Origin of the sequence: Chitinophaga pendula (assembly GCF_020386615.1) — a bacterium.
Taxonomy (GTDB): Bacteria; Bacteroidota; Bacteroidia; order Chitinophagales; family Chitinophagaceae; genus Chitinophaga; species Chitinophaga pendula.
Window position 1 is genome coordinate 1217934 of the sequence record NZ_CP077769.1, and the last position, 12049, is coordinate 1229982.

Here is a 12049-nt window from a genome sequence, read left to right on the forward strand (position 1 = left end):
TTTATCAGCCTCGCTTATGATAATCGTCATGTATCGTCCGGACAAACAATCGGACCTTTGCTGCAATGAACAGCTTGATCGCCAACCTGGATATCAACTTCCAACTCACCATACTGGCAGCCATGCTCGAACGCATGCCTGGCCTCGTTGCCGTCAGAGAACAACAGACCGGCCAAATATACTATATCAATAAGACCGGTACCGACCTGCTGGGCACCACCGACCCCCGGCAATTACAAACATTGCTGACAGCCAACCTGTCCGCGCCGCCACCAACCGGCGCCAGGGAAATAGGCGAACGCCGCTGGCGGAATAATAAGGGTACCTGGTTCTCCGGTATACTGGAAGAAATGTCCCTCCGGCATAATGGAAAAGAATACGATTGTATCCGCCTGTCCGATATCCCGGGTGATAAACATTATAAACAACAACTCAATAAAGAACTACAGCGCTTCAGCGCATTGTTTGATTATGCAAGCATCGGTATACTGGTCACCAACAAACAGGGCGAAATCATTACCATCAATGATTTCGCCCTCGAACAGTTCGGTTATTGCCGCGAAGAACTGCTGCTCCGCAAAGTAGAAATACTCATCCCGCAACGGGTACATCATCGTCATGAACAACATCGCGCAAGATATAACGCCAACCCCCAAAGCCGGCCTATGGGCATCGGGCTCGATCTGTACGCCGTACGTAAAGATGGTACCGAATTTCCCGTAGAGATCAGCCTGAGCCACTATACCAACGAAGAAGGAACCTTCGTGATCGCATATGTCAACAACATCACCGAACGGAAAAAAGCAGAAGAAAAAGTAGAAAAACTCAACGACGAACTCGAAGAGATGGTGGAAGAAAGGACCGTACAACTGCGTAATGCCCTGGCAGAACTGGAACTGTCCAAAGAAGAACTGACACTCGCATTGGGAAAAGAAAAAGAACTCAGCGAACTCAAATCCCGATTCGTCTCCATGGCTTCCCACGAATTCCGTACCCCCCTCAGCACCATCCTCTCCTCCGCATTCCTTGTCAAGCAATATGCGGCAGAAGAAGACCAACCCAAACGAAATAAACATATACAACGTATCGTCACCTCCGTCAACCTGCTCACCGACATATTGAACGATTTCCTGTCCGTTGGCAGAATAGAAGAAGGCAAGATACAGGTACGCCCCGTCTCTTTCGATATCGCCGAACATATCAACACCATCATACAGGAAATGCAGGGCATGGTCAAAGAAGGACAGGATATCCTGTACCAGCACAATGGCCCGGCCTTGCTCTACTCAGATCCCTCGCTCCTCAGACATATCATCATGAACCTCCTGGGAAATGCCCTGAAGTTCTCTCCTAAACATACGGCCATCAACGTTAGTACTTCACTCGAACAGGAACACTTTGCACTGGTCGTTAAAGACCTGGGCATCGGTATGTCCCCCGAAGATCAGCAACACCTATTCGAACGTTTCTACAGGGGCGCCAATGTAAGCAACATACAGGGCACCGGACTGGGACTGCACATCGTAAAGAAATACAGTGAACTGCTCCACGGCCGTATCACCTGCCAAAGCCAACTGGGAAGCGGTACTACCTTCACCGTCCGTTTTAATACCAACCACAGCACAGATAGCACCAACAATACAATATGAAAACGATCCTCATCATAGAAGATAATACCGAAATAAGAGAGAATGCAGCAGAAATACTGGAACTGGCCGGATACCGCGTATGCACCGCAGAGAATGGAAAAGCAGGAGTGGAGCTGGCACTCGAAGAGCATCCGGACCTCATCGTATGCGATATCATGATGCCTGTACTCGACGGTTTCGGTGTATTACATATGTTACAACGCAATCCCGCTTCACAAGACATGCCCTTCATCTTCCTTACCGCCAAAACAGAAAGGAGCGACTTCCGCAAAGGCATGGAAATGGGAGCCGATGACTATATCACCAAACCATTCAGTGGTACAGAATTGCTACATGCCATTGAATCCCGGTTGAAGAAAACCTCCTTACGCCGCCAAGTAGCTGCAGAGGGAATAGATGGTGTCAATAAATTGTGGCAACAGGCTACCGGCCGTGACTCCCTCCGCACACTGTCCGAAGGCCGGGATACCAATAAATACAAAAAGAAACAGGTCATCTATGCAGAAGGGAATCATCCCATCAGGTTGTTCTACGTACAAAAAGGAAAGGTGAAAACCTTCAAACGGAATGATGATGGTAAAGAACTGGTAACCGAATTATATAATGAAGGAGACTTCCTGGGGCATATCGCACTATTAGAAGGTACTGTATATAAGGAGACCGCAGAAGCAATGGAAGAATCCGAAATCGCTGTCATTCCCCGGGAAGAATTCGAAGCGCTGATCACCAACAATCACGACGTAGCCGTTCAGTTTATTCGCATGCTGGCAGGAAACGTCACTGCAAAAGAAAAACAACTGCTGGGCCTCGCCTATAACTCCCTCCGTAAAAAAGTGGCAGAAGCCCTCATCCATCTGCACAGGAAATATAGCCGGGAAGAACAACAGCCATTCGCCATTGATATCAGCAGGGATAACCTGGCTGCCATAGCAGGTACCGCAACAGAATCACTGATACGTACACTGGGAGACTTCAGAGAGGAAAAACTGATCAACATTAAAGATGGAATGATCCTGATAATGAACGAAGAAAAATTACGCAAGCTGTTATATTAACAGCTGTATCGCCTGTAGATAATCGTTAAACTCCCGGGTCAGCTTCTCCGCACTCTCTTGTATAATAATAAAACGCACACCCAGCCGGTTCTGCTGCTCAGCGATCTTATGAAGGGAGAAACGATGCACATGTTCCGCTTGCTCCAGGGTATATAACTGCTCCCGGATCTCATGCCGCAACAGGATGATATGCTCGTCCATCTTCAAAAAGCGGGTCTGGAAATTCTCCAGCTCCTCCAACTGCCCTTCAGGCTGCCGTCCTCCCTTTAGCTGGTTGGCCAGCGTCGTCTTGGAATGAATGTTCTCGTCTTCCAGCTGCTTCAGCTGATGTTTCCAGGACACATTTTCCGCTATCAATTGTGTCAGTTTTCCGTTTGCCATCACTCGTAAATATTTTATCCTCACAAATTACGCCAGCCGTCAAAACGAGAGTATGACAAGGATCAGCAGCCTCGTTGATCCTTGTCAGCCTACGCTCTTGTCAGGATTATATAACAAAAGTAACCCACCGGTCCTACTGGTAAAATGACGCACATCAGCAACAGGTATGAGTACTGTCAGGCGATCACCTAAGCCGGAAATACTGTCGCAACAGTGCAGTCCCCGCCATACATAAATAGCACTATGAACAATCTGTTTTAATACTTATATTTGAATAGTGATACACCGCCTCCTTGCTCCGGGCATGTATCCCTCACAATAACCGGCCGTAAAACGGCAACATAACGTTACCTCCATTCCTCCCCGTTCAGATAGGGCACTACCACCGTCCTGTTATCACAATTATATCACTATTAAAACCCCACGTTCAATTATGAAAGGCCTATTCTCTTGGGTCATAGCCCTCGCTATGTGTCCCCTGTCCACGTACGCCCAGACTGCCGTAAAAGTAGGAGCCGGCAGCTACGCATCATTCCCTCCCGCATCGGAAAATATCGACTGGAACAACGACGGCCAGGGCGATCTCTATCCCTTCGTCTTCAATAACCCCATCTACGTCGCAGAAAACAAAAAAGGAAAACCCATCCCCACCAACGATTGGTGGACAGACCTTATCATCGAACGCTATGGCGGCCTGCTATGGGCATACCCCCTCGTAGCCGATCCCGAACCCGATGGCGCCAGGGTCTATTTCCCCAATAGCTTCGTCCCCGATGGATCCAATATGGCTTATGGCGGATACATGAAGATAGGCGCCGCCGGATACACCCCCGATAAAGCCATCGCCAAAGATTGGTCCGACTGGGCCGTAGTAATGGGTATGCCCGATAGCATACACAATAAGAATATCGACTATACCATCGCACATGGTATTCCCTTCATCTGGGCACAAAGTCAGGGTGTCAACCCCGAATTCTCCTTCGAAAAAGGTGCTTCCTACCTCACGGAAACAGGGGCCCCCGTACAGTTCCCCACCACCCGCTCTTTCGTAGTTCGCACCGACGGCAGATACCTGGGTATCCACCTCGATGGTACCAGCAGGGCCGAAATACAGGGACAGCAATTCGTACAGATCGACCTCGGTAGCGTTCAACCCATCACCTCCGTACAACTCAACTGGGAAGCAGCCTTCGCCTCCGGTTATGCCATACAGGTATCGGCCAATAACACCTCCTGGAATACCGTCTTTGCTACCACCACCGGCGATGGTAACCTCGATAACATCTCCCTCAATACCTCCGGCAGATATGTACGGCTCCAACTCGCCGAAAGAGGTACCATCTTCGCCTACTCCCTCTGGGAAATGTCCGTACTCAACGGCAATACCGTATTGTCTGTCAATAAACCCATACAGGTATCTTCTGTACAAGCCCCCTTCGCCGCCGCCAACGTCAATGATGGCAATACCGGCACTCGATGGGCTTCCGACGGCAGCCAGCAGGAAAGACTCGTACTCAATACCAATAATGGAAATACCTACTTTGTCATATCCGCACTTCCTGCCCCCCAACAGCTTACCACCTACGAAACATACGCATTCAACAGACCGGTCAACACACAGGTAACATACGACTACAACGCCGGCGCCGGGAAAGTATACGTCAACTGGAACGTGACAACCGCCAACCTCAAAGGGCAACCGGCCGGCCCTACTATCCAGGGATTCCTGCCGCATCTCTACCAGAATACCACCCATAGTGTGGCCTTCATGCCATATGATTATGTATCCCCACGCGGTAAGCTCAGGACTGCAACAGGCAATAGCTTCGCATTCACCTACAACTTCAACGGCATACTGCCTAACTACACCGCTCCCTATCGTAACGCAGCAGATGCCAGTCCCTACAACGCGAACGCCATGTTCGACCTCCTGACTAAATTCTCTAAAAAACAAGGCTACGGCGGTGATACCTACTGGGGTGGAAAAGACCTGGTCAACTACGCCAAGTACACACTCATGGCCAAAGAACTCAACCACCAGTCCTACCAGGCCCTTAAAACCAAAACCCGCGAAGCCTTAGTCAACTGGCTGACCTATACACCAGGAGAACAAGAGAAGTTTTTCGCCCGCTATGACCGCTGGGGAGCTATCGTCGGCTTCAACGAATCCTATGGCTCCGCCCAGTTTACCGACAACCATTTCCACTATGGTTACCTCATACTGGCTTGTGCCCTTTATGGTATGACCGATCCCGATTTTGTTACCCAGTATAAAGACATGATCAAACTGGTGGCAAAACAATATGCCAACTGGGATCGTAACGACAACTTCCTGCCTTTCTTCCGCACCTTCGATCCTTGGATCGGCCATAGCTACGCCGGAGGCACCAGCTCCTCCACCGGCAATAACCAGGAATCCACCTCCGAAGCCATGCAGTCCTGGATCGGTCTGTTCCTCTTCGGTGACCTCATCGACGACGAAGCCATCCGCGATGCCGGCGCCTTCGGCTACATCAGCGAAGCATACGCTACCCTCGAATACTGGTTCGACTGGAAAGAACGCAACCTCCCACCGGCATATGCCCACAACGTAGTAGGCATACTGTCCAATCAGGGCTTCGCATATGGTACCTACTTCAGCGCAAGCCCCGTACACATCCATGGTATCCAGTACCTGCCGGTAAACCCTGGTTTCAGATATCTGGCAATAGACAGCACCTGGGCCAAACGAGAATACAGCGACATGCTCCGCGAATCCGCCGCCATCGATGGCCATACTAGCGAACTGGATTTCGGCGACGACTGGGCACATGTTGCACTTGGTTTCCGCCAGCTCTTCGACCCGCGCTATGTGACCGCCTTCATGGCTGCCAACCTCCAGCTGCCACCGGCAAATCCTAAATACATCATGGATTACGAAGTGGCCGGCATGACCTACTACTACGCCCATGCTAACCAGAACTTGGGCGCCTTCTCCAATAATTTCCGGACTAACTTCCCCTCCAGCAGCGTCTTCGAACGAAATGGCAACTTTAGCTATGCCGTGGCATACAACCCCACCGGCGCCGCTAAGACCTGTATCATTTACAACGCAGCTGGCGCCCAGGTAGCTTCTTTCTCCGTACCTGCCCGCACCCTGTTAACCTATCCTACATTGCCCTCCTCCGGTCAGCAACCTACCGGCTGCTATGGAGTAAGCCCGGTAAAAGCATCTGCCACCTCCGGCAATCCCGATGCTGCCATCGATGGCAACGCTGGCTCCCGATGGGAAAGCCTGTTCACCGATCCGCAATTACTTACCGTAGATCTGGGCGTACTCACCTCCGTCAACAAGATCACCTTGTCCTGGGAAGTAGCCAACGCCAAAAGCTACTACCTCCTCGGCAGCCGCGATAGCACACGCTGGGATACCATCGCCGTCCGTACAAATATGCCCACCGGCAATCGTACCGACCTCACAGATAACCTCAACGGCACCTGGCGCTATATCCGGATGCAGGGCGTCAGCCGTAATACCCCCTGGGGCTATTCTCTCTACGAACTGGAGATTTGTGGAAAAGCGGCCGCTAACACGGAAGCAAGAGAAATAATCGCCGCACCGGCAGAAGATAACCTGGAACGGAAATGGACACCGGAAAACAATACCGCCATCTATCCTAATCCCGCCAGGAACTGGATCAGGGTTAACACACCAAATCGTACAGTATACACCATCACCGACCTCAACGGCCGCCGGGTACAAGCCGGCCGACTCGAAGCAGGCGCCACCACCGTCGATATATCCACACTCAAAGATGGCATATACCTTATCCGTACAGACAATGGTACCACGAAACTGATCGTCGCACCACACCAGCAATAACCCCTTCCCAGGCTCCCGGACATTCCGGGAGCCTGCTCCTTTTTATGCGTATATATCATTAGCTTTGGTACCGGCTATGTAAATGAAGCTCCATGTCACAGACTAACGGACATACAGGAAAAGTATTGCTGTTCAACCACCTGGTAGATCAGTATCACTATATGGGACTTCCCGTCGATATCATCGACGAAAAGAATGCTTTTACCATTCACAACATCGCCGACGTACACCACAAACTGCCCTATCGCTCCGAAGTATACCGCGTCAACTTCTACTCTTTCGTATTCGTAAAAAATGGACAGGGGAGATACACCGCCGACGATAAACAATTCAATACCACACCCGGTACTATCTATTTTACCAACCCGGGCCATTTCAAATCCTTCGAATGGAAAACGCTGAAAGAAGTCTACCTGGTCACCCTTAATGAAGCATTCCTCAAAGAGAACGTGCACCCAAACATCTTCCGCGAATTCCCCTTCCTGCTGGCAGAAACCGTACCCCCACGCACATTGCCGCTCGAAGCATTTGCAGAGTTCGAAGAGCTGTACCTGCAGATAGAAAAAGCCTACCACTCTTCCTCTCCCTACAAATACCGCATCATCGGCAGCCTGTTTGTAGTAATACTGCTAAGGATCAAAGAATACTTCTGGGAAGATTATAACCCGATCTATGAAGGGAACAGAAGCTCCCAGATCGTCAAACAATTCAAACGAAATCTGGAAGAACACTACCGCGACCTCGTTGCCGGCAAAGTAGATAAACCTTATCGTGCACAGGACTATGCTAGGTTACAACATCTGCATCCGACCTACCTCAGCAATGTCATAAAAAGCAAAACAGGCAAACCCATCGCCACCTGGATCAGCGAAAAAACAGTGGTCGAAGCCAGCGCCTTACTACAACACGCCGCATTGTCCGTCAAGGAGATAGCCGACCGCCTCGGCTTCACCGAAGCGGCTCACTTCAGTAACTATTATAAGAAATATACCGGCTTCACCCCACTGGCCTATCGCAAACAACAAAAGACCGAACCTTAAATATTTGTAATTAATACTGTAATAAACGTACTTTTTTGCGACGCCTTCATGCCACCTTTGTATTGTCATTAAACACACAAAAACAAATGTAGTATGAGCAACTTAAATGGAAAAGTGATTATCGTAACCGGCTCCTCAAGAGGTATCGGTGCCACCATCGCCACCCAACTAGCCGCCGCTGGTGCCAACGTGATCGTAAACTATGCCGGCGGACAGGCAGCTGCAGAACAGGTAGTAGCAGACATCACCGCCGCCGGAGGCAACGCCATTGCCGTACAAGCCGATGTCAGCAAACCCACCGATGCCGAAAAATTATTCGACGCCGCTATTGATAAATATGGCAAAGTAGATGTCCTCCTCAACAACGCAGGTATCATGATCATCAAACCGCTAAAAGATACTACCGATGAAGACTTCGATCGCCAGTTCGCGATCAATGTAAAAGGCACCTTCAATACCTTACGCATAGCAGCTACCCGCCTGGCAGATAATGGTACCATTATCAACTTCGCGACCTCTGTCAGCCGCCTCATGGTGCCAGGATATGCCACCTATGGCGCCACCAAAGCAGCGGTAGAACAATTCACCCGCGTATTCGCTAAAGAACTGGGGCCCAGAGGTATCAATGTCAATACCGTTTCTCCTGGCCCGACCAACACAGAACTATTCACCAATGGTAAATCCGAAGAAACCATCCAGCGCCTCGCCGCTCAATCTGCCTTTAATCGTATAGGCGATCCAGATGATATCGCCAAAGTAGTGACCTTCCTCGTCAGCGATGATGCTAAATGGATCAGTGGCCAGAATATCGGCGTCAATGGTGCTATGGCATAATGCCTGGCCCCTCTTTCCCCTCATAAAATATATATACATGATGGATGTCCTGGCTAAAGAGATCGGTCATAGAGGCGTTACCGTTAACACTATCATTCCGTTCGCCGTCGATCACGCCGGTATATTTACTGACCCCGACGCCTATCCGGAACTACGCAACCAACTACTCGATAGCTGCCCCATGGGCCGCCTCGCAGAAGTAGAAGACGTTCCCAATATAGCTGAATTCTTCGCCAGCGACCTGTCCTCTTTCGTGTCTGGACAACATCAGCTCGTCAATGGCGCGGCCACCAATTAATGATTACATAATATTCAGGAAACAAAGCACCACAGCGGACGCCACCGTGCGCCCGCTGTAGTATAACAGTAGACTGCCGTCATTGGCATAATGACACTAACGATAAATAATCGTATTTTTACCTTTCACAATGGGGACGACTGTACTCCCCGGGTTAGCCTGAAGTAGCAACTGTTCATATGTTGATACATGAATGTTTGCTTATAGAAGAAAGTGTTTGATGCCTTATTGATACATAATCGTTATGTCTACCGTTAGAATGAAAAAGTATAATCCTCATCCCGCGTTGAGGGAATACATCTCTTATGTCACTATCTACCGTCCCGATTTTACCGCCGGGGCACTCTCGAATATTTATAGGTTCGTTCCCACTCATCAGCGATATATGATGTTTTACCTCGACGATCCCATCAAAATATTAAGAGAATCACAGGGCAATACCTACGATACCAGACCTACCAGCGTCAGCGTTGGCCCACTGGATAAGTCCGTAACACTTGACATGGGTAGCAAACACCTCGCTATAGGCGTAGCATTCACTCCCAGCGGTATGTTCCGTCTCTTCAATATCCCACTCCCCGAAATGTACGACCTCGACGTCGATACCACCCTGATACTGGGTAATGAAATTGAAGAACTCAATAACCGCCTCCGCGATTCCATGGAAGACTGGGACAACATGTTCCTCATCCTCCAACAATATCTCCTTCGTAAACTTGATCGCCTCAAACCTTGCCTGCCCATCGATATGGCGATCGCCGAACTGGTAGATACCGGCGGTAATGCCGCTATCGATCATATCGCCAACCTGTCCTGTCTGAGCAATCGCCAGTTCGAACGCAAATGCCTGGAAAGACTAGGCATGCCACCCAAACAATACGCCCGGCTCGTCCGCTTCGGCAGAGCCTATAAACTAAAAGAGTTTCATCCGGAACTCACCTGGACCGCCATCGCACACCGAAGCGGATACTATGATCAGATGCACTTCATCCGCGACTTCAAAAAATTCGCCGGTATCACACCTTCATTCATCCATGAAGAAGAACTCATGAACACCATCCGCCTTCACCGGCTCATAGAATAACAACCCTTTTCTAAAAATGTCGTTTTTGTACTATTCGACAGAAATACACTAACATATTTTTGTAACAACGAATCAATTGAACCATCGCAAGATGCAATCTGTCGGGCAGCGACTAGCATTCGTATGCCACTTAGAAACTCTTTGACACCTCTATAGATATGGAGGAAAAAACTGGTCCAACCCTGTTGCCAGCTTCTAATTGACACAAATACAGGGACAACGGGTGCAAATAATTTGCATTCATCCAATTGCTCTTAGTCTGTTTATCCATTTAGCCTCTCAGCAAGTGTCTGCGGACACTTGCTGATTTTTTGTACTGACCTTCTTTGGGGAAGAACAATCAATAGGGTGTATCACGGACAGGTAACCTTTCTTTCCGCCTATAGCTCATCGAAGCACCTGCATCGGTGAGCTTTTTACAATGCCCTACAGCAGCCCGTGCAAACACACATATTGCAACAATAATATCGTCTTACCATCCCGTATCTCCCCATTTTCCACCATCGCCATCGCTCGCACAATAGGTAGCTCTAACACCGTAATCTCCTCCTGCTCATGTGCCAACCCACCACCTCCGTGTACCTGCATATCATCCGTATACGCCGCCACAAAAAAATACAATAACTCCGTTACCGATCCCGGCGACATATACGCCTCAAATACCTTCCGCACCTCCCGCACCTGGTAACCCGTTTCCTCCTCCGCCTCCCGCCGGATACAATCCTCCGGACTATCCTTATCCAACAACCCCGCACAGGCTTCTATCAACATACCCCCCTCATTACCGTTGATAAATGTCGGCAGCCGGAACTGCTGCGTCAATACCACCGTACCCCGCTCCTCGTTGTACAATAATATCACCGCCCCATTCCCCCGGTCATACGCTTCCCGCACCTGTGTCTCCCAATGCCCGCTCTTCTTCCGGTAGTCATAAGTGATCTTCTTCAATACATACCAATTGTCTGATAATATCTCTGTCGACTTGATAAGAACATTCATTTCCATAATAATGATTATATTTGATCGTTTTTGATTGTTTTGATCAAATGTAAAGAAAAATGGCTTACCCGGATAGAAAACTGAAAATATTACAGGCACTCGCAGATCATACCCACCTCGAAGTACAGGAGCTCTCCGCACTACTCGACATATCACCCGTCACCATTCGCCGCGACCTGCAACAAATGGCAGAAGAAGGACTACTTCTTCGTACGCATGGTGGCGCAATGAAACACGATCAGCATATCGCCTTCACCGCCTTCGCAGATAAAAGCAAAGTCGCCGCCGCCGCCAAAGAAGAGATTGGTAAATTGGCAGCCACACACGTACAGGAAGGAGATACCATATTCCTGGATTGCGGTAGCACCGTATTCGCCATGTGCGAACACCTGAAAAAAATTAAAAACCTGCGCATCATCACCAACTCCCTCCCCGTAATGGCCGCTTTCATGGATACTCCCCAGATAATGATTAACCTGGCAGGAGGGGAGCTGGACCGCGATCGTCGTGCCATCCACGGTCAGCAAGCAATACAACATATCAACAGCTATCACGCACAAAAAGCCTTCATCGGCACTGATGGCCTCTCCATAGCCAAAGGACTCTCCGCCAACAGCGAAAAAGAAGCCTCCATGAGCAAAGCCATGGCCGTTAACGCCGATCAGGTATTCCTCCTCTGCGATGCCTCCAAAATCGGTAAAGACAGCTACTTTGCATTTGCACCGCTGCACCTTATCCATCACCTCATCAGCGATGCCTCCCTCTCCACACAACAACGTAAGATCCTGCGATCCGGAAAAGTCAACATATTATCCTGATAATGGCATACTGAAATAATATTGCCTAC

The 12049-nt window shown here is 49.4% G+C and carries 10 protein-coding genes; 8 read left to right on the forward strand and 2 right to left on the reverse strand.

The window, feature by feature from the left end; all coding sequences use genetic code 11:
* Window positions 1–65 precede the first annotated feature (65 nt).
* Together KTO58_RS04950 and KTO58_RS04955 are read left to right on the forward strand one after the other, a co-directional pair.
* Window positions 66–1649, forward strand: a complete 1584-nt coding sequence (locus KTO58_RS04950) for a PAS domain-containing sensor histidine kinase (protein ID WP_225860061.1) — start codon at window positions 66–68, stop codon at window positions 1647–1649.
* Window positions 1646–2704 carry a response regulator gene (locus KTO58_RS04955; protein WP_225860062.1) on the forward strand — a complete coding sequence of 353 codons (1059 nt, stop codon included), beginning with the start codon at window positions 1646–1648 and terminating at the stop codon, window positions 2702–2704. Before KTO58_RS04950 ends, KTO58_RS04955 begins: the two co-directional genes overlap by 4 nt.
* Here the strand turns inward: KTO58_RS04955 and KTO58_RS04960 are convergent.
* Complete coding sequence (locus KTO58_RS04960) at window positions 2696–3085, reverse strand: hypothetical protein (protein ID WP_095840450.1); 390 nt, start codon at window positions 3083–3085, stop codon at window positions 2696–2698. The two genes, KTO58_RS04955 and KTO58_RS04960, sit on opposite strands and share 9 nt — an antisense overlap.
* Window positions 3086–3518: 433 nt before the next feature.
* Here KTO58_RS04960 and KTO58_RS04965 point away from each other — a divergent pair, with 433 nt between their 5' ends.
* From KTO58_RS04965 to KTO58_RS04985, 5 genes are all read left to right on the forward strand, one after another.
* Window positions 3519–6947 (forward strand): glycosyl hydrolase, encoded by a 3429-nt coding sequence (locus tag KTO58_RS04965; RefSeq protein WP_095840449.1) that lies wholly within the window; start codon window positions 3519–3521, stop codon window positions 6945–6947.
* A 92-nt stretch (window positions 6948–7039) separates the two neighbouring features.
* Window positions 7040–7987, forward strand: coding sequence for an AraC family transcriptional regulator (locus tag KTO58_RS04970; protein WP_095840448.1), 948 nt, complete (start codon window positions 7040–7042; stop codon window positions 7985–7987).
* A 93-nt stretch (window positions 7988–8080) separates the two neighbouring features.
* Window positions 8081–8821, forward strand: a complete 741-nt coding sequence (locus KTO58_RS04975) for an SDR family oxidoreductase (RefSeq protein WP_095840447.1) — start codon at window positions 8081–8083, stop codon at window positions 8819–8821.
* A gap of 37 nt (window positions 8822–8858) precedes the next feature.
* Window positions 8859–9119, forward strand: coding sequence for an SDR family oxidoreductase (locus tag KTO58_RS04980; protein ID WP_225860063.1), 261 nt, complete (start codon window positions 8859–8861; stop codon window positions 9117–9119).
* Window positions 9120–9363: 244 nt separating this feature from the next.
* The gene (locus tag KTO58_RS04985) at window positions 9364–10203 is read left to right on the forward strand and encodes an AraC family transcriptional regulator (protein WP_095840446.1); all 840 of its coding nucleotides are present in this window, start codon (window positions 9364–9366) and stop codon (window positions 10201–10203) included.
* A gap of 426 nt (window positions 10204–10629) precedes the next feature.
* On the opposite strand, the gene nudK is transcribed toward KTO58_RS04985, so the two are convergent.
* Window positions 10630–11208, reverse strand: coding sequence for a GDP-mannose pyrophosphatase NudK (nudK, locus tag KTO58_RS04990; protein ID WP_095840445.1), 579 nt, complete (start codon window positions 11206–11208; stop codon window positions 10630–10632).
* 53 nt (window positions 11209–11261) lie between these two features.
* Here nudK and KTO58_RS04995 point away from each other — a divergent pair, with 53 nt between their 5' ends.
* Complete coding sequence (locus tag KTO58_RS04995; RefSeq protein ID WP_095840444.1) at window positions 11262–12020, forward strand: DeoR/GlpR family DNA-binding transcription regulator; 759 nt, start codon at window positions 11262–11264, stop codon at window positions 12018–12020.
* The last annotated feature ends 29 nt before the right edge of the window (window positions 12021–12049 follow it).